We start from the raw sequence: 17,640 nt of genomic DNA on the forward strand, positions 1-17,640 counted from the left end.
TTATTCAATTAAATGTTCTAATCCGTATACGAGCGTTTCTAACTTCATCACCGTTTCAACAGAAAAGCGAACACCGGACATAAATGATGCACGGTTAAACGAATCGTGCCGAATCGTCAATGTTTGTCCATCGCCACCAAAAATGACTTCTTGATGCGCGACAAGCCCCGGCAGTCGAACGCTATGAATGCGCATGCCGTCATATAATGCCCCACGTGCCCCTTCCATCGTTTCTTTTTCAGCTTCATGCCCTTGGGTAAAGGAAGGGCGCACTTGTTGAATGAGCTGAGCTGTTTTTAACGCTGTACCAGACGGCGCATCAAGCTTTTGATCGTGATGAAGCTCAATGATTTCTACATGTGGAAAATATTTAGCCGCCATTTGCGCAAATTTCATCATTAAAATGGCACCAATTGCAAAGTTCGGTGCAATAATCGCACCAATTTTTTTCTCTTCCGCTATTTGTGTTAAACGCGCCAAATCGTCTTCTGTAAATCCTGTCGTACCAACGACCGGTCGAACACCGTATTGCAACGCAATCTCTGTATGCCGTTTTCCAACTTCTGGCGTTGTTAAATCGATCAATACGTCCGCTTGGACTGTTTGTAAGCAACGCTCCAAATCTGTAAAAATTGGAGCTTCAATGGCTGGAAAACCGTCGAGTTCCGCCAACGTTTTTCCTTCGTTCATTCGGTCGATGACAGCTACAAGCTCAAAATGTTTTGTTTGATGAACGAGGGAAACAGCTTCTCGTCCCATTCTCCCACGTGGTCCTGCAATGACAATTCGAATCATCGTTCCTCTTCCTTTCTCGTCCAACGATCACGATCTCGTGTTTGAAATTTATGCATGACTGCATCATGCGCTTCTTGTAAATCGATATGTAACGAATTCGCCATACATATAAGTACAAATAATAAATCGCCTAATTCTTCTTGAATCGTTTTTTCTTGTTCCGTTTTCTTTTTCGGTTTTTCACCATAATAATGATTTACTTCACGAGCGAGCTCACCTAATTCTTCTGTTAAACGGGCCAGCATGGCAAGCGGACTGAAATATCCTTCCTTAAACTGCCCGATGTATTCGTCGACTTCTTGTTGCAGTTGCCGCATCGTTTTTTCCATTATTCTCACCTCTTACATTCATGTTAGCTAAAAGTGGGACATTTGACAAATGTTTTTGACGGGTATGATGACGTTCCTCTATAATAAAAAACGCAGTCATACTCAAGGGGTGAAGATAATGAAGCTGAAAAATATCGCATTCATTTTGTTAGGTTCGGCTATTTTTGCGTTTGGACTTGTCCATTTTAATATGGAAAATAAACTCGCAGAAGGCGGTTTTACGGGGATTACACTTCTTTTATACTTTTTGTTCGGTATCGATCCTTCCATTTCAAACTTAGTACTGAACATTCCGCTCTTTTTTATCGGCTGGAAGTTGCTCGGGCGGACGACGTTTGTTTATACGATTGTCGGAACGGTTAGTTTATCTATATTTCTTTGGATTTTTCAACGGTACGGGTTTCACATTCCGCTCAATAACGACTTAACGTTAGCTGCATTATTTGCGGGGGTTTTTATCGGAGTCGGTCTCGGTATTATTTTTCGATACGGAGGAACAACAGGTGGTGTCGATATTATCGCTCGCCTCGTCTACAAATATAAAGGTGTCAGCATGGGAAAAACGATGTTTCTCTTTGACTCGTGCGTCATTTTCCTTTCTTTGCTCACATATTTACCGTACCGTGAAGGGATGTATACACTCGTCGCCGTATTCGTCGGGGCACGCGTCATCGACTTTTTACAAGAAGGGGCATATGCAGCAAAAGGGGCAACCATTATTTCTGAAAAAAGCGATTTAATTTCCGAGAAAATTATGACGGAAATGGAACGTGGCGTTACGATTTTAAAAGGAATAGGGTCATATACGAAACGCGAACGAGATGTTTTATATTGCGTCGTTGCCAAAAACGAATTGTCACGTTTAAAATCAATCATCACGTCTGTTGATCCACATGCGTTTGTTGCAATTAGCGATGTGCACGATGTGCATGGGGAAGGATTTACGTTAGACGAAAATAAACAACCGTTACATGAGTAAAAGCGTCCGACGATGGACGCTTTTATTGTTTATCCCTCACCATTTTCCCCTCTTTTTCCCCACGATATTTTCGCCATCCAACGTACGTTAACGTCATAATAATCATGCCACCAATGGACGTCATAACCCACCATAGCGACGGAAGCGTCGTCTCTTTTTTTCCGTCAGCAAACAACGCTTGTAAATCTTCTTCCATTTGTCGCAACTCTTTCATCCGCTCTGTTGCATGCAATTGGCGAAAAGCAGGGGCTTCTAAAAGCGAAATATGGGCAGATACACGTTGCACTTGTTCACGATCAGCGTTAATTTTTACGCTCGGTTCAATAAGTTCATACCGTTGTAAAAATTGATGAAACGCTTGTTGAAACGATTGTTCGTCTTCTTGCTCCATCGCTTGTTTCATCTTGTCAAATGCAGACATGACAGCGTATTTCATTTCTTTCCAGAGCGGCTGATGTTTCGAATGAACGGCATCAACAGCGAGCCGAAATTGCGTCAATTGGTTAATTCGTTGTTCCGTTGGCACACTCGACGCTGTGACCGCTCTCAACGCTTCTTCGTGCGTAGCCGTTAATACATATATGACATCCATCGAATGAATATCTTCACGAAATAATGCGAATTGTTTTTCGAAATATTCCAATAGCTGTTTCGCTTCTTGCAAGCGATCATTTTTTGTTAACTGAAGCGCTTCGTCAGAAATTTGATCGAGTTTGTCCCACTCATGTCCGTTTGCATATACTGTATACGGAAATAAACAAATCATGATAAACATCGCGATGAGTCGAATGCGCATCTCCTTGTCCCTCCTTACGATCTTACTATTGAATATATGATCGCAAAAAGAGACATAGACCTCGATTTATCGCCGACGTGAAAAAATGTACGCCACCGCAATCGAAGCAATGCTTAACCAAAATGTAAAATAGCCGATTTGTGGCGTATATTGCGCCAACATTTGATATTGTGGCATCATCCCAAACACATAATCAATAACATCGTTATGCAACGTCCAAATGGCTGCCACAACAACATGAATGAAGGACATCCGATAATAAGGAGCATACAACAACGCTTGCACGGCCATCGCTCCGTGCGATATCACAAGCATCCACCCCGCAAAGCCAAGCTGTCCTGTGACGACCAACACGAGCATATTCATGACAACAGCCCAAATGCCGTATTTCACAAGTGTAACAACCGCCAACGCTTCGATAAACGGCCAATTTGTATGACGAAGCCATGCGATTAAAACAAAAACAAAAAATAAGCTCGCGGTTGGACTATCCGGCACAAACGGAAGAAAAATGGGCGGCGTTTCGGATAGTTGTGGTCCATACCATATGTATCCGTAAATTGTCCCAATGACATTGACGATCAATAATAGTATAAGAAAAGAGCGATGCATCAACCAATCACGTATGTGTAACATATATTGACCTCCCATATGTACAAAAAAGCTGACTGATGTTCAGTCAGCTTTTACAAATTATTCTGCTTTTAAACCTGCAACGAACTCTGCAAGTTTTTGCAATTCTTCATCTGTACCTTTGAAAATGCCTCCTGGCATACTTCCTACACCGTTTTTCGCAATATTAGCAACTTCTTCAGGAGATAAGCCTGTGCCAACAAGCGATGGTGCAGCTGGACCGCCTTGTAAATTTTCACCGTGACATGTTAAACATGTGTTCGCTTCTAAAATCTTATACCCTTCTGCATTCGTATCAATCTCTACTTCCGCACGAATTTTTCCTTGTTCAGCTGCTGCCTCCCAGTCATGTGTAACAACTGATTCCCATGTTAGGAAAATGATTGAAGCAAGTGTAAGCAACATCATACCGACAGCAACTGGGCGCTTCGACGGACGACGCTCCGGACCGCGATCTAAAAATGGTGCAAGTAATAACGCTCCAAATGCAAGTCCAGGAATGATAATAGCTCCGATAACAGTATAAGGTCCAGATGCGAACGAATACTTCAACAGCTGGTATAGAAATAAAAAGTACCAGTCTGGAAGCGGAATATAGCTTGTATCTGTCGGATCTGCAACCCGCTCAAGCGGTGAAGGATGCGCAACAGTTAAACATAAAAAACCGATCAAAAAGACAGCACCGACCATCCATTCTTTTAATAAGAAGTTTGGCCAAAACGCTTCTGTTTTTCCGGGATATTCAGAATAGTCTTTCGGGATGTTCGGCTTACGCACAGCTGGCACGCGCGAGTCACCAACAAATTTCATTCCTTTTCCGCGATGCATAGCATTCCCTCCTTTATACTAAATTTTACAGTGGACCAGAAATACCTTGTTTCCGAATCATTAAGAAGTGGGCTGCCATTAATCCCAATAATGCTGCTGGCAAGAAAAATACGTGAATAGCAAAGAAACGCGTTAACGTTTGAGCACCGACAATTTCAGGATGACCTGCTAACAACGTTTTAATTGCCGGACCAATGATTGGTGTTGCTTCAGCAATTTGCAATCCTACTTTTGTAGCAAAAAGAGCTTTCATGTCCCATGGTAATAAATAACCTGTGAAGCCAAGTCCCATCATGACCATGAAAATAAGAACACCAACGATCCAGTTTAATTCACGTGGTTTTTTGTAAGCACCTTGGAAAAATACACGCAACGTATGTAAAAACATCATCACGATGACGAGACTAGCTCCCCAGTGATGCATGCCGCGTACAATTTGTCCAAACGCTACTTCGTTTTGTAAATAATACACAGATTCCCAAGCGTTTTTAATGTCTGGTACGTAATACATCGTCAAAAACATACCAGATAAAATTTGAATGACTGTGACAAAAAATGTTAATCCACCAAAGCAATAAACAAACGCTGAAAAGTGGTGCGCAGGGTTTACGTGCTCAGGTACTTCGTGATCTGCGATATCGCGCCACAAAGGCGTAATATCTAAACGCTCGTCAATCCAATCATAAATCTTGTTAAGCATGTATTACGCCTCCCCTCGTGGTTTCGCTTTGCCTAAATATAACGTACCGTCTTTTATTTCGTATTCATAACGGTGCAATGGAGATGTCGGTGGCGTATTTGGTACGTTCGTTCCATCCTTCTCATATAACCCATAGTGACAAGGACAAAAGAAACGGTTTGGATTGTTTTTGTCGACGTTCCAGTTCACCGTACAGCCAAGATGGGTACAAATAGGTGATAGGGCAACGATATCCCCATTTTCATCTTTAAACACCCAAGCTGATCTTGGCTCTTCCGATTCGTACCACGCGTCTTTTACTTTTACTTTAAAGTCAAAACGCTGTGGCTCTGTTGTAATGTCTTTCACTTGAGCAACCGCAACCATATCTTGCCCAGCTTCTTCTTTTAAGATCGGATCTAAGGCAAAGCGCACCATCGGTGATAAAATGCCCGCTGCCATAAATCCGCCTACACCTGTTAACGTGTAGTTTAAAAATTGCCGTCTTGACACGCGATGCTTTTTCTCGCTCATCTTTTTCCCCCCTCTATACGAAGTTAAGTCCATCCGGACGAATTGTTATAACACATATATAAAACTAGGACAACCTAATGATATATCATGTTTCCACCAAGGTCAATATAATGATAGTGTAAACGCTATCTAATTTTTTAACGTCCATTTTGCCACTAACGCATCCATCACTTGCTCGACTTGTTGGCGCACGACTTTTTGCTTATATGTGTCATCTGCATGTTCAAGCGGAAGCGCTGGCACATAAACAAACGTTTCATCTGCGATATCCGCATGGGAAGTGATGAAACATACGTGTTGAAATCCTGCTTGTTTCAACATGTTTGTCCATTCTTGCACACGCGCTTGTATTTGCTCTTGTACGAAATATGTCAATGGTGGAAATAACATCACCCTCCCTTTAAACTGTCGCTCCACTTCGTTTGTAACGAGCAACGTATGCTCGCTCATTTCAGCAAACGCTTTCATATTTGTGCTCCCTATCGGTATGCACGGAACGAGCGCTGTGTCAACATATTCTTTCGCTTGTTGATACATGTCCACATCTTTTGCTGTCCATTTCATTCAAATCACTCCTTATGTTTCCATCTTACACGAAACTTATATGTATTTTTTTGAACATTTTGTGACAAATATATACATCGTAAAAAGCGTTGCGAAACCACGGGGTTAACGCAACGCTTTTAATTGTTCGGTCAGCTCGCGAAATTTTTGTTCATCTTGCTGATCTAGCGCCTCATCAATTAACCGCATAATTTTTTGGCGTTGAAAATGTTGAATCGATTGATGAACGATTGTTTCAACGAGTTGTTCATCTTGCTTGTTCGTTCTTTTTGGCATATATGGATTTTCTTCGAGTACCGCCACATATTGTGGCGAATGGAAAGCACCGCGAAAATTCAGCTGAATGTAAATATCTTCATCACGATTTAAACGAATGTCGTGAAACGATTTTTCTGCATCTGTCGTAACGACGTTTTGCTTATAAAATCGAAATGGCACATCGTCGACACAATGTGTTGACATCATCATGCCGCGCGGACAATATTCTGCATGTTCAACAAAGTGCACTTTTTCCATAAGCGTATCATGACTAAGTAAGTAGTTTAAAATCCACACACATTCACGACGTTTTAATTGATAATTGTTTAAAAACCAACGAACAAACTCTTTCTTCTCCCGAACGGAAACCATTCCCTTCCCCCCTTGCATCCGAATGACAGCTTCATTCAAACTGCAACATCATATGGGCAACCTCTTCGTTTGTCGGATCGATACGCAATAGTTGTTCAAATATATCTTTTGCTTTCTCTCTTCTTCCCTCCTCAAATAAAAAATAGCCAAAATCATATAAAAAGTTTGGATCATCTTTAAAAAAAGTATATGCCTCTTCATAATGATTTAATGCCTGATCATATATTTCAAGCTTTTGCTTCGCCTTCGCAAGCTCCCACTCAAATTGAGGGTCGTATTCACCTTGGGCGATCGCTTGTTGAATGACATGTACAACGTCTTCGTACCGCTCCTCATGAAATAGTAAACTCGTCTGTATAAACAACGCTTCTAAATAACCTGGATCAATGTCAAGCGCTTTTTCAATGTACGTTAGCGCTTCCTCTCGTTTTCCGATTTTTAATGCAATTTTTCCCGCATATACAAGCAATTGTTTATTCCATTCATCTATTGTTAATCCTTCTTTTGCTATTTCGTAACTTTGTTGTATATCTCCTTCTTGTTCATACGATTTCGCTAAAAATAAATAAAGAGGTACATACTCACGATCAAGCGCCTTTAACTCGCTTAATTTTGCAATAGCTGTTTTATACGCTTCAGCTTGATAGGCAGTAAATCCGTATTGAAATAACGTATGCGCATCGAAACGTTCATTTAATGCTTGCTCATAGTACGATAGCGCCTGTTCAAATTCACCAAGCAAGCTGTACGCTTCCGCTATGCGCTGGGCGATGACAGTACCTGCAATCGTTTTCGTTTTCGTGATGATTTGTTCATAATATAGCAAACTTTTTTGATATTGACCGTTCGTAAAATATAACTCCGCTAACGCAAATTGAACAAGCGGTTCGTTCGGCATTTTTTCATACGCTTTTAATAGTTTTTGTTCACTTACTTCTTCTAATCCTTGCATTTGATAAAGGTCGGCCATTAACAAACATGCGCGCACATAATACGGATCGTCTTCTTCTATATCGATCAACAACTCGAGCGCTTCTTCCTCTTTATCCATTTCTGTATATATTTCTGCTAAAAAAAGTTGTAGTTCACGTTCGTCTGGATAACGTGTAAGCAACATACGAACGAGCGATTCCGCTTCTTCTAACAATCCCCACGAAAATAGTTGGTCAGCTAACGTATATCGCTCTTCATCGCTTCCGTTTTGTTTTATTTGTTCCGCAAGCGCTAATGCGCGCTCCACATCTCCTTGTTCAACGAGTTGCACGATTTGATCTAATTTTCCCATCAATCTCACCCTCATCATTCGTATCGTCACGCTTTATCATACCATCGAACAAATAAGCATGCAAAAAAAGAAGCTGATCCGTCATGGAATCAGCTTTGTAACATGCGAAGATGATCAAAAAACGTCGGATATGATACTGCAATTGCTTCAGAATGCTGAAGGGTGACACTTCCTTTTGTGATGCACGCTGCGATCGCTAACATCATGCCGATGCGATGATCACCGTAGCTATCGACAACCGTATTTTCTGCATAAAGCGGTGTTTTTCCATGAATAATCATTCCGTCTTCTGTCGCTTCGATATCGGCGCCAAGCTTCCGCAATTCGGACACAACTGTTGCGATGCGGTCCGTCTCTTTGACTTTCAATTCGCTTGCGTCTGTAATGATTGTTGTCCCTTCGGCTTGCGTCGCTAAAAGAGCAATAATCGGAATTTCATCAATTAATCGTGGGATGATATCGCCACCGATGTGCGTCGCCTTCAATGTCGATGTGCGAACAGTAATATCCGCAACAGGTTCACTTTCTTCATGGCGAACATTTTTAATCGAAATATTTGCCCCCATGTTCTTTAATACATCAATAATACCTGTACGCGTCGGATTGATTCCGACATGTTTTAACGTAATTTCGCTGTTCGGGACGATCGCACCAGCGACTAAAAAGAAAGCAGCAGAAGAAATATCGCCCGGCACTTCTATATCAATCGCCTGAAGCGTTTGTCTCCCTGTAACAGAAACACTTAATCCATCAACGCGCACGTCTGCACCGAATGCTCGCAACATACGCTCGGTATGATCGCGCGATTGATGTGGTTCAATAACCGTTGTTGTCCCTTCCGCATGCAAACCAGCAAGCAAAATGGCTGATTTGACTTGCGCACTTGCAACAGGGGAATGATATGTGATTGGCTGGAGTTGTCCGCCTCGAATCGCTAACGGCGTGTAGCGTCCTTCCTCTCTCCCGTCAATGTGCGCCCCCATTTGTTTAAGCGGTTTTGTCACGCGATCCATTGGCCGTTTTGCGATCGAATCATCCCCGATTAAACAAGCATGAAACGGGCAAGCGGCTAAAATACCTAACAATAAACGTGTCGTCGTACCTGAGTTGCCGACGTTTAATATATGTGTAGGCTCTATTAATCCATCAATCCCTTTTCCTTCAACGATGACTTCATTGCCTTGTTGTGTGATGACTACACCCATTTTGCGAAAACAATCAATTGTACTTAAACAGTCTTCACCTGTTAAAAAATTTGTTATTCGCGTCGTTCCGTTCGCTAATGCACCAAACATCACGGCGCGATGAGAAATCGATTTATCTCCCGGAACAGCAATTTCTCCTCGCAATGCGTGGATATTTGTTTTTAACTCCATTATTTATTCCACCCTCTTTTACACAACGTACGTTTCATAGTTCGTATTCGCTTCAATGCAACGTTTCGCTCGTTGACGGTCATCTTCTGTTTGAAAACTTAAACGAAGCACACCGTAAATATCTTCACGCGTTTCGATAATGCGAATATTTGTAATGCTAATGCGCTCTTTTGCTAAATAACCTGTAATTTCTGAAATAACCCCCGGGTAGTCTGGCACATCGACGTATAAATCGTAAAAGGAAGGGATCGCCCCTTTCGTTCGAACAGGCAACCCGTCACGAAACTGTTTTGCTTCATGAAAATAGTGATAAATGCGCTCACTATCCCCATCAGCAACATACGTACGAATTTTTTTCATTTCCTCGATCCAGCGATCAAACAGTTGCAACAATTCCTCTTTATTATGTATAAAAATATCGCGCCACATTTCCGGATTACTTGAAGCGATGCGCGTAATATCACGAAAGCCACCCGCGGCTAATCGGCTTACCAGTTCATCTTCTCGCTCATATTGTTGTGCCTGATGAACGAGGCTTGCAGCAATGATATGCGGAAAGTGGCTAATAACACCGGCGATGCGGTCGTGCTCCCTCGGCGTTAACATAACAAAGTGGGCTTTCGTTCCTTCAAGCCAATGTTTTAGTCGTATGACATCTTCTTCTTTCACATGTTCTGTTGGTGTTAAAATGTAAAAAGCATTTTCAAATAAATGGGCACGCGCAGCAACAACACCGCTTTTATGCGAGCCAGCCATCGGATGTCCACCGATAAACGCTACCCCTTTTTCTAATAGTGGCAACGCTTGTTCGACAATGCGCTCTTTTGTGCTTCCAACATCGGTTACAATGACGTGCGATCGTAACGGAAGATGAGCTAATTCTCGAAGCAATTGCTCTGTTTGAACAACAGGTACAGCAAGCACAATGACATCCGCTTCACATGCACCATGAGCAAACGACGGTACCGCTTCGTCAATGACACCGAGCGAACGCGCTAGGCGCATCGATTCATCTGATACGTCATATCCAATGATTGTCGCGTCCGAATGCGCTCGCTTGATCGCAAGCGCAATTGAACCGCCAATTAAGCCGAGACCGGCAACTAAAACGTTTCCTTGCAAAATGAGTCCCTTCTTTCTTTCAACATGTGTGTTAACGCACGAATGATTGTTTCGTTTTGTTCTGCCGATCCGACTGTAATGCGCACAGCTGTCGGAAAGCCGAGGGCGCATCCTGAACGAACGATGATCCCGCGCTGGAGTAAATACGTAAATACTTCGTCACCACTAAAGCCGAAATCAATTAAAATAAAATTCCCTTCCGACTTGTAATAGCGCAAACTATGCTCCTCACAAAATGAGTAAAATTGCTCTAAACCTTGTTTATTTTTTTGTGCACATTGTTGAATAAATGTTTGGTCTTTTAATGCAGCGAACGCAGCGGCTTGAGCAAGACGAGACGTATTGAACGGTTCACGCGCTGGCTCAATCGCTTGCAGAAGATGTTCATGTGCAATGCCATATCCGATACGAAGTGCGGCTAACCCGTACGCTTTAGAAAACGTGCGTAAAATCATCATATTTTCATATTGTTGAAGCAAAGAAACCGTATTCGGATAATCTTCCGCTTGCACGTACTCATAATACGCCTCATCGACAACAACGAGCACATGTTGTGGCACTTTGTTTAAAAAAGCGCGTAAAGATGCGTCATTAACATACGTCCCTGTCGGGTTGTTTGGACTGCAAATCCAAACGACGCGCGTATTATCATCGATCGCTTCAAGCATCGCTTCTAAATGATGATGTCCGTCTTGAAGCGGAATTTCGCGCACTTCCGCGCCTTCGATGATCGCATTATGACGATATTGTGGAAACGTCGGCGTAGCCATTACCGTGTTCGTTCCTTTTTGTAAAAATGCCCGACAAATGATTTGAACGACTTCATCAGAGCCATTTCCGAAAATAAGTTGTTTTTCACTAATACCAATGTGCGCTGCGAGCGCCTCGCGCAACGTGCGACTGTATCCATCAGGATACAACGCTAAATCATCGAGCTCTTTCATCACAGCTTGTCGAACAAGCGGTGAACATCCGTACGGATTTTCGTTTGATGCAAGTTTCATTACCTTTTCTAACTGATATTCGCGTTTTACTTCTTCAATCGGTTTGCCCGGTTGATACGGTTTTAGTTGTTTCAGTTGTTGTTTCACTTTCATTTTTCCTCACCCTTTTCAATGGTTCAATGAGCGAAGCGACATATTGGGAAAAAGCGATGAGCGCATTTGAACGCGTATGCGCATCGTTCAATTCGTCTTGAAGCTGTTCAATCTTTTTTACGATGGCGCTACCGATAACGACACCATCACATATATGTTGAAGTCGCTCTACTTGTTCAGCCGTAGAAATACCAAATCCAACGACGATAGGAACACGGCTATATGATTTTACTTGTTGCAAAAATTCGTGCAATTGCTTCGGCAATGAATCCCGAATGCCCGTCACACCTAATGATGACACGCAATATAAAAACGATTGGGCTTGCGATGCAATCATCGCGATGCGCTCATGAGACGTTGGAGCGACAAGTGAAATATAAGGAATGTCATATGTGTCGCCTAATGTTCTCATATGCTCGCTTTCTTCAAACGGTAAATCTGGAATGAGTACGCCGCTCGCACCATTTTGTTGCGCTAAAGCAAAAAAGCGTTCTTCTCCTAATTGTAACACAGGATTGTAATACGTAAAGACAATAATCGGAATTTTTACACCTTTTTTTCTCATTCGCCCGATGAGTTCAAGCGCTCTTGTTAAGGTCATTCCATTTTTTAGAGCTCGACTCGCTGCCCGTTGAATAATCGGCCCATCTGCAAGCGGATCGGAGTACGGTACACCGAGTTCTAATATCGTTGCACCTGCCTGTTCAAGAGCAATAGCTAAATCGATCGTCACCTCTTCACACGGATCGCCCGCCACGATAAATGGAATAAAATGTTTCATTTCCGTTCATCCCCTTCCAAATAGTTCATCACCGTTTGTACATCTTTATCGCCTCTTCCTGATAAACAAACGAGAATCGTTTCATGTTTTGAACGAAGGGGGGCGATTTGAAACGCTTTGGCGAGCGCATGCGCAGATTCGATTGCTGGAATGATTCCCTCTGTTTCTGCAGTCATTTGAAGTGCTGCAATCGCTTCCTCGTCCGTTACACTCTCATAACGAACGCGTCCAATATGTGCTAAATATGCATGCTCTGGTCCAACACCTGGATAATCTAAACCAGCCGAAATCGAATACGGCTCCGCAATTTGACCGTGCTCATCTTGCAATACGTATGTGAGGGAACCATGAATGACACCTTTTGTTCCTTTTGTTATCGTTGCGGCATGCTCCGTCGTATGCACACCTTTTCCAGCTGCCTCAACGCCAATACATTCAACATCATCATCTAAAAATGGATGGAACATTCCGATCGCATTACTTCCACCGCCAACACAAGCAATGATTGTGTTCGGCAGTTTTCCTTCTGCTTTTAACATTTGTTCGCGCGCTTCTTCGCCGATAATACGTTGAAATTCACGCACCATCATTGGATATGGGTGCGGACCAACGACGGAACCAATCATGTAAAAATGATCGTCACAATGCTCCACCCAATAACGAATCGCTTCATTTGTTGCGTCTTTTAATGTACGATTGCCGCTTGTTACTGGAATGACTTGTGCACCAAGTAGTTTCATACGAAATACGTTTAATGATTGCCGTTTCACATCTTCCTCACCCATAAATACTTTGCATTCCATCCCAAAACGAGCGGCGACGGTCGCTGCGGCTACGCCGTGCTGTCCTGCACCTGTTTCAGCGATAATTTTTCGTTTTCCCATTCGTTTTGCTAACAACGCTTGCCCGATCGCGTTGTTTATTTTATGGGCACCTGTATGGTTTAAGTCTTCACGTTTAAAGTACATTTTCGCCCCGCCTAATCGTTCTGTCAAGTTTTTTGCAAATGTTAAGGCGGTCGGACGACCTGAATATTCATACAAATGATGCATATATTCCGCATGGAACGAAGGATCAGCCAATGCTTCATGCAATTGGCGCTCTATATCAGCTAACGGACGCATTAATGTTTCTGGAACAAACTTTCCACCAAACATACCAAAGCGACCACGTTCATTTGGCAATGTCAACATATTTTCACCTTCTGTTCAATTTGTTTTATTTTTTGTTCACTTTTATGCTCGTTTTCTTCAATTCCGCTACTAATGTCTATACCAAACGGTTTATAGACTAACAATTGCTCAACATTGTTCGGCGTAATGCCTCCAGCAATGAAGCATGGAACACCTTGGCGAGTCGCTTCTTCCATGTAATACGGAACAACGCTCCAATCAAACGAGATGCCTGTTCCGCCCCACGCTCCTTTCCGACCGCTATCAATAACAAAGCCGTCCGCGATTCCTTTCCAAGCGCGCATATATGTCCACGCCTCTGGGGCATGATGAATGACTTTCCAAACAGGAAGTTGAAACGTTTCTTTTAGTTGCTTTACCGTTTGCATCGTCTCCATTCCATGACATTGAATGATCGATAAAGGAACGTGTTCAACAACAGACGCGACAGACACGATCGTTGGATGAACGAAAACGCCAACGATTTTTTTCTCGCCAAGTTCAACGCCAGATAGCCATCGTCTCACATTTTCCGGTTCGACTTTCCGCTTGCTTTCAGCAAAAACAAACCCGATATAATCTGCTTGGCTTTTGGCAACACGTTGCACATCTTGCAACGAACGATTGCCACAATATTTTAAAACGGTCATATTTCACGCTCCCCAAATAATTCATAAATGGCTACATCGACAGCTGGCTTCCGCATCAATGCTTCGCCAACAAGCATCGCGTGCGCACCAACTTGCTGTACCGTCTGCATGTCATCGTATGTGTGAATGCCACTTTCACTCACAATGATGCACGGAGGCAAAAGCGGAACAATTTGTTTTGTGACATGAAGCGATGTGTGAAACGTCGTTAAATCACGATTGTTAATACCAATCACTTTCGGTGTGAAACGTTTTAAAATCGCTTCAACTGTTTTTGGAGCGTGCACTTCTACTAAACATTGCAATCCCATTTCGTGCGCTTCTTCATATAGTTCATGCAAAAAACTCGGATCAAGCGCTTCACCAATGAGTAAAATCGCATCTGCCCCAATACGCACACTTTCGATAAGTTGTTTGCGATCAATAATAAAGTCTTTACGTAAAATTGGGATTTGCACGTGTCGTTTCACTTGCGTCACATACGAACGATGGCCAGCGAAATATCGTTCATCTGTTAAAACAGACACGGCATCCGCACCTGCCTGTTCGTATGAGCGGGCAATATCAACAACATTCACATGTTGTCGAATGATTCCTTTCGATGGTGATGCTTTTTTCACCTCTGCAATCAGTCCTAAAACACGATGCGGTTTTGCTAAAGCATCGTAAAACGAACGGCGTGGAAGTTGTTCGTACATTTCAGGCAATTGTAACGATGCCACTTCTTCTCTCTTTGTTTGCAAAATTGCCTCAAGCATACATCACACCTCGCAATCGTTGTAAATACGCATAAGCACGACCGGTTTCAATGGCTCGCTTCGCCATATCGACTCCATCAGCAATATCCGATGCTGCACCAGCAACGTATAAAGCAACGCCGGCATTTAGTAAAACGATATTTGTCGCACTTTCATTTGCACGTTGAGCAAATACACGTTCAATAAGGTTGGCGCTCTCGCTTACGCTACGAACGCATATGTCAGATAAACAGTCGCGCGGTAATCCTACGTCTTCTGGTGTGATGATGTGTTGAGTCATATGACCGTCTTTTAGTTCAATCAATTGCGTTTCTGCGGCGATGCTACATTCATCTAACCCATCACTGCTTGTGACAAACACCGTATGTTCTGTTCCGATTTGTTGTAGTGCTTCCGCCATGTTTCGTGCATCTTTTTCATTAGGTACGCCAATAATTTGCCTTTTTGGGAGAGCTGGGTTGACAAGCGGACCGAGCAAATTAAATACTGTGCGCATTTTTAAGCTTTGGCGAACAGGTGCAACATGTTTCATCGCCTCGTGATAAAAGGGAGCGAATAAAAAAACGAGCCGATGTGTACGCAATGCTTGCTTTGCTTCTTCTTCTGTCTTTGGCATCGGAATAAGGAAATGCTCGATCACATTGGCGCTTCCGCTTGTCGATGAGACGGCACGATTGCCATGCTTCGCAACAGGGATATCGAGCGATGCGACAAGCAAGGCCACCGCTGTCGAAATATTGAACGTCCCTTTTCCGTCTCCACCTGTTCCACACGTATCAATGACCGGTTCGTCGAACGAAACCGTTCGCATTCGTTCACGCATCGCCCGAATAAAACCAACAAGCTCATCGACCGTTTCACCGCGAAAACGCAACAAAACTAAAAAAGCAGCTACTTGTTTTTCGTCCACTTCCCCGCTCATCATCGCATGCATCGCCTCATACGCCTCTTGTTCCGTTAACGTTTGTTGGGCGGCACATTTATGCAAAAATCGTTCAAACATGTTGTTCCCCTCCTTTAAATACGCGTTCTGCAAGCTGAATGGCATGAATTAAGGCGCTCGCCTTATTTCTCGTTTCTTTCCACTCCAGTGCAGGCGATGAATCGGCAACAACTCCAGCACCAGCCTGCACATATGCCACTTTATTTTTTAATACTGCTGTGCGAATTGCTATGCACGAATCAATGTTGCCATCGAAGCCGATATATGCAATCGTTCCCGCATATACGTTGCGGGCGGTCGGCTCTAACTCTTGAATAATTTGCATCGCCCGAATTTTTGGTGCTCCGCTCACCGTCCCGGCAGGAAAAGCCGCAAGGAGCGCGTCAAGCGGGTGAACGTCATCGCGAAGCGTTCCCGTTACTTTTGAAATTAAATGCATAACGTGCGAAAACTTCCCGATTTGCATCAATTGTGGGGTGCGCACCGTTCCATATTTTGCAACGCGACCGATGTCGTTGCGAGCTAAGTCGACAAGCATGTAATGTTCCGCTCGCTCTTTTGGGTCATGAAGTAACTCGTTCATAAGCGCCGCATCTTCGTGCTCATTTTTACCGCGACGCCGCGTCCCTGCAATTGGATCAATTTCAAGCTCTCTGTTTCGTACTTGGATCAGTTTTTCTGGGGAACTGCCAACAATATGTTCTTCACTAAGTTTTAAATAAAATAAATATGGCGATGGATTTAATAGACGCAACAAGCGATATAGCTCGATTCCATCAATGGGCGTTTCGATCGCAAATCGTTGCGACAAAACGGCTTGAAAAATGTCTCCACTTGCAATGTACGTTTGAATGTTTTGAACCGCTTTATAAAACATTTGTTTGTCCATATTTGAATACACACGCTCAAACGAAACCGGTATATTCGGATCAACCATCATGTGCGCTTGCTCATCATAACCGTGAACGATTTTGCGTGCCAGCTCATCTATTTTTCGACAAGCAGCCTCGTATTTCTCGGCTTGTTTTACTTCATCATCCATTTCTGTTAAACGAACGTAATGAATAAGTAATAGCTCTTTTTTTACATGATCGAAGGCGAAAAGTGATTCACAAACGACAAAATGGACAATTTTCATTTGCAAATCGTTATACGCATGATATGGGACTTTCTCAATGGAAGAAATAAAATCGTAGCTAATATAACCGACAGCTCCTCCACGAAATGGGACGTCTAATGATAACAGTTGAACGTTTAAATGACGTTGCATCATTGCAAATGCTTCTTGTATTGTTGCTGTACACGCGAGCACTTGCTGTTGCTCTTTCACAAAAAATTGTTTGCCGTCATCGCTTTCAATCGATACAAACGGGTGAATGCCGATGAATGAATAGCGCGACCAAGGGGACATATCGTCCTTGCTTTCAAGCAAAAACGCTGCCTCATCGCGTAACGCCATCAATAGCTGAATCGGTTGAAACGTATCTGCAAAAAAACGGCGTACAATCGGAATCGTTCGAAACTGGGAAGCTGTTTGTAAAAATGTAGCTATATCCATGATCGTTCTCCTTTCTTGGAGAATGAACATGAGAGGAAACGAAGGGGGAAACAAAAAAGCCTAAAGACGGGCAGTCTTTAGGCGTACGTATCCTAATGATCCTCTGCTCCGCTCTCACTCATTCTCTACTC

At 43.0% G+C, this 17,640-nt stretch carries 20 protein-coding genes; 1 reads left to right on the forward strand and 19 read right to left on the reverse strand.

Annotated features, from left to right (window positions below):
* Positions 1–795: a 4-hydroxy-tetrahydrodipicolinate reductase gene (gene dapB / locus BO219_RS04715; protein WP_077428598.1), complete on the reverse strand. Its 795-nt coding sequence runs from the start codon at positions 793–795 to the stop codon at positions 1–3.
* Positions 792–1,124, reverse strand: coding sequence for a nucleotide pyrophosphohydrolase (locus BO219_RS04720; protein ID WP_026011653.1), 333 nt, complete (start codon positions 1,122–1,124; stop codon positions 792–794). Before BO219_RS04720 ends, dapB begins: the two co-directional genes overlap by 4 nt.
* A 118-nt stretch (positions 1,125–1,242) precedes the next feature.
* Here BO219_RS04720 and BO219_RS04725 point away from each other — a divergent pair, with 118 nt between their 5' ends.
* Entirely contained in the window at positions 1,243–2,103 is an 861-nt protein-coding gene (locus BO219_RS04725) for a YitT family protein (RefSeq protein ID WP_226373763.1), read from the forward strand.
* Between the two features lie 22 nt (positions 2,104–2,125).
* Here the strand turns inward: BO219_RS04725 and ypjB are convergent, their stop codons facing one another.
* From ypjB to trpE, 17 genes are all read right to left on the reverse strand, one after another.
* Complete coding sequence (gene ypjB, locus BO219_RS04730; RefSeq protein WP_077428599.1) at positions 2,126–2,899, reverse strand: sporulation protein YpjB; 774 nt, start codon at positions 2,897–2,899, stop codon at positions 2,126–2,128.
* A 66-nt stretch (positions 2,900–2,965) separates the two neighbouring features.
* Entirely contained in the window at positions 2,966–3,535 is a 570-nt protein-coding gene (gene lhaT, locus BO219_RS04735; protein WP_077428600.1) for a lipoprotein heptaprenylglyceryl N-acetyltransferase LhaT, read from the reverse strand.
* Between the two features lie 57 nt (positions 3,536–3,592).
* The gene (locus tag BO219_RS04740) at positions 3,593–4,360 is read right to left on the reverse strand and encodes a menaquinol-cytochrome c reductase cytochrome b/c subunit (protein WP_077428601.1); all 768 of its coding nucleotides are present in this window, start codon (positions 4,358–4,360) and stop codon (positions 3,593–3,595) included.
* Positions 4,361–4,385: 25 nt separating this feature from the next.
* Positions 4,386–5,060, reverse strand: a complete 675-nt coding sequence (qcrB, locus tag BO219_RS04745; protein ID WP_077428602.1) for a menaquinol-cytochrome c reductase cytochrome b subunit — start codon at positions 5,058–5,060, stop codon at positions 4,386–4,388.
* A gap of 3 nt (positions 5,061–5,063) precedes the next feature.
* Positions 5,064–5,573, reverse strand: coding sequence for a Rieske (2Fe-2S) protein (locus tag BO219_RS04750; protein WP_077428603.1), 510 nt, complete (start codon positions 5,571–5,573; stop codon positions 5,064–5,066).
* A gap of 129 nt (positions 5,574–5,702) precedes the next feature.
* A complete protein-coding gene (locus BO219_RS04755; RefSeq protein WP_006319465.1) occupies positions 5,703–6,137 on the reverse strand; it encodes a YpiF family protein in 435 nt (144 codons plus the stop codon).
* Positions 6,138–6,242: 105 nt separating this feature from the next.
* Positions 6,243–6,767 (reverse strand): ReoY family proteolytic degradation factor, encoded by a 525-nt coding sequence (locus tag BO219_RS04760; protein WP_004889884.1) that lies wholly within the window; start codon positions 6,765–6,767, stop codon positions 6,243–6,245.
* A gap of 31 nt (positions 6,768–6,798) precedes the next feature.
* The gene (locus BO219_RS04765; protein WP_077428604.1) at positions 6,799–8,052 is read right to left on the reverse strand and encodes a tetratricopeptide repeat protein; all 1,254 of its coding nucleotides are present in this window, start codon (positions 8,050–8,052) and stop codon (positions 6,799–6,801) included.
* 89 nt (positions 8,053–8,141) lie between these two features.
* Positions 8,142–9,428, reverse strand: coding sequence for a 3-phosphoshikimate 1-carboxyvinyltransferase (gene aroA, locus BO219_RS04770; RefSeq protein WP_077428605.1), 1,287 nt, complete (start codon positions 9,426–9,428; stop codon positions 8,142–8,144).
* Positions 9,429–9,446: 18 nt separating this feature from the next.
* The gene (locus tag BO219_RS04775) at positions 9,447–10,550 is read right to left on the reverse strand and encodes a prephenate dehydrogenase (RefSeq protein ID WP_006319460.1); all 1,104 of its coding nucleotides are present in this window, start codon (positions 10,548–10,550) and stop codon (positions 9,447–9,449) included.
* Positions 10,532–11,647, reverse strand: a complete 1,116-nt coding sequence (gene hisC / locus BO219_RS04780) for a histidinol-phosphate transaminase (RefSeq protein WP_077428606.1) — start codon at positions 11,645–11,647, stop codon at positions 10,532–10,534. The genes BO219_RS04775 and hisC overlap by 19 nt, the downstream gene beginning before the upstream one ends.
* Complete coding sequence (trpA, locus tag BO219_RS04785) at positions 11,589–12,428, reverse strand: tryptophan synthase subunit alpha (protein WP_006319458.1); 840 nt, start codon at positions 12,426–12,428, stop codon at positions 11,589–11,591. Before trpA ends, hisC begins: the two co-directional genes overlap by 59 nt.
* Complete coding sequence (gene trpB, locus BO219_RS04790; RefSeq protein ID WP_006319457.1) at positions 12,425–13,621, reverse strand: tryptophan synthase subunit beta; 1,197 nt, start codon at positions 13,619–13,621, stop codon at positions 12,425–12,427. Before trpB ends, trpA begins: the two co-directional genes overlap by 4 nt.
* Positions 13,615–14,250, reverse strand: coding sequence for a phosphoribosylanthranilate isomerase (locus BO219_RS04795; RefSeq protein WP_077428607.1), 636 nt, complete (start codon positions 14,248–14,250; stop codon positions 13,615–13,617). Before BO219_RS04795 ends, trpB begins: the two co-directional genes overlap by 7 nt.
* The gene (gene trpC / locus BO219_RS04800; protein WP_077428608.1) at positions 14,247–15,008 is read right to left on the reverse strand and encodes an indole-3-glycerol phosphate synthase TrpC; all 762 of its coding nucleotides are present in this window, start codon (positions 15,006–15,008) and stop codon (positions 14,247–14,249) included. Before trpC ends, BO219_RS04795 begins: the two co-directional genes overlap by 4 nt.
* A complete protein-coding gene (gene trpD, locus BO219_RS04805) occupies positions 15,001–16,011 on the reverse strand; it encodes an anthranilate phosphoribosyltransferase (protein ID WP_077428609.1) in 1,011 nt (336 codons plus the stop codon). The genes trpC and trpD overlap by 8 nt, the downstream gene beginning before the upstream one ends.
* Entirely contained in the window at positions 16,004–17,509 is a 1,506-nt protein-coding gene (gene trpE / locus BO219_RS04810; protein WP_077428610.1) for an anthranilate synthase component I, read from the reverse strand. Before trpE ends, trpD begins: the two co-directional genes overlap by 8 nt.
* Positions 17,510–17,640: the final 131 nt, after the last annotated feature.

It is taken from the genome of Anoxybacillus kestanbolensis, assembly GCF_001996285.1.
Classification (GTDB): Bacteria; Bacillota; Bacilli; order Bacillales; family Anoxybacillaceae; genus Anoxybacillus; species Anoxybacillus kestanbolensis_A.

Coding starts and splice junctions, on each gene's coding strand:
- dapB (WP_077428598.1), bottom strand. CDS start 795: ATGATTCGAATTGTCATTGCAGGACCACGTGGGAGAATGGGACGAGAA.
- BO219_RS04720 (WP_026011653.1), bottom strand. CDS start 1,124: ATGGAAAAAACGATGCGGCAACTGCAACAAGAAGTCGACGAATACATC.
- BO219_RS04725 (WP_226373763.1), top strand. CDS start 1,243: ATGAAGCTGAAAAATATCGCATTCATTTTGTTAGGTTCGGCTATTTTT.
- ypjB (WP_077428599.1), bottom strand. CDS start 2,899: ATGCGCATTCGACTCATCGCGATGTTTATCATGATTTGTTTATTTCCG.
- lhaT (WP_077428600.1), bottom strand. CDS start 3,535: ATGTTACACATACGTGATTGGTTGATGCATCGCTCTTTTCTTATACTA.
- BO219_RS04740 (WP_077428601.1), bottom strand. CDS start 4,360: ATGCATCGCGGAAAAGGAATGAAATTTGTTGGTGACTCGCGCGTGCCA.
- qcrB (WP_077428602.1), bottom strand. CDS start 5,060: ATGCTTAACAAGATTTATGATTGGATTGACGAGCGTTTAGATATTACG.
- BO219_RS04750 (WP_077428603.1), bottom strand. CDS start 5,573: ATGAGCGAGAAAAAGCATCGCGTGTCAAGACGGCAATTTTTAAACTAC.
- BO219_RS04755 (WP_006319465.1), bottom strand. CDS start 6,137: ATGAAATGGACAGCAAAAGATGTGGACATGTATCAACAAGCGAAAGAA.
- BO219_RS04760 (WP_004889884.1), bottom strand. CDS start 6,767: ATGGTTTCCGTTCGGGAGAAGAAAGAGTTTGTTCGTTGGTTTTTAAAC.
- BO219_RS04765 (WP_077428604.1), bottom strand. CDS start 8,052: ATGGGAAAATTAGATCAAATCGTGCAACTCGTTGAACAAGGAGATGTG.
- aroA (WP_077428605.1), bottom strand. CDS start 9,428: ATGGAGTTAAAAACAAATATCCACGCATTGCGAGGAGAAATTGCTGTT.
- hisC (WP_077428606.1), bottom strand. CDS start 11,647: ATGAAAGTGAAACAACAACTGAAACAACTAAAACCGTATCAACCGGGC.
- trpA (WP_006319458.1), bottom strand. CDS start 12,428: ATGAAACATTTTATTCCATTTATCGTGGCGGGCGATCCGTGTGAAGAG.
- trpB (WP_006319457.1), bottom strand. CDS start 13,621: ATGTTGACATTGCCAAATGAACGTGGTCGCTTTGGTATGTTTGGTGGA.
- BO219_RS04795 (WP_077428607.1), bottom strand. CDS start 14,250: ATGACCGTTTTAAAATATTGTGGCAATCGTTCGTTGCAAGATGTGCAA.
- trpC (WP_077428608.1), bottom strand. CDS start 15,008: ATGCTTGAGGCAATTTTGCAAACAAAGAGAGAAGAAGTGGCATCGTTA.
- trpD (WP_077428609.1), bottom strand. CDS start 16,011: ATGTTTGAACGATTTTTGCATAAATGTGCCGCCCAACAAACGTTAACG.
- trpE (WP_077428610.1), bottom strand. CDS start 17,509: ATGGATATAGCTACATTTTTACAAACAGCTTCCCAGTTTCGAACGATT.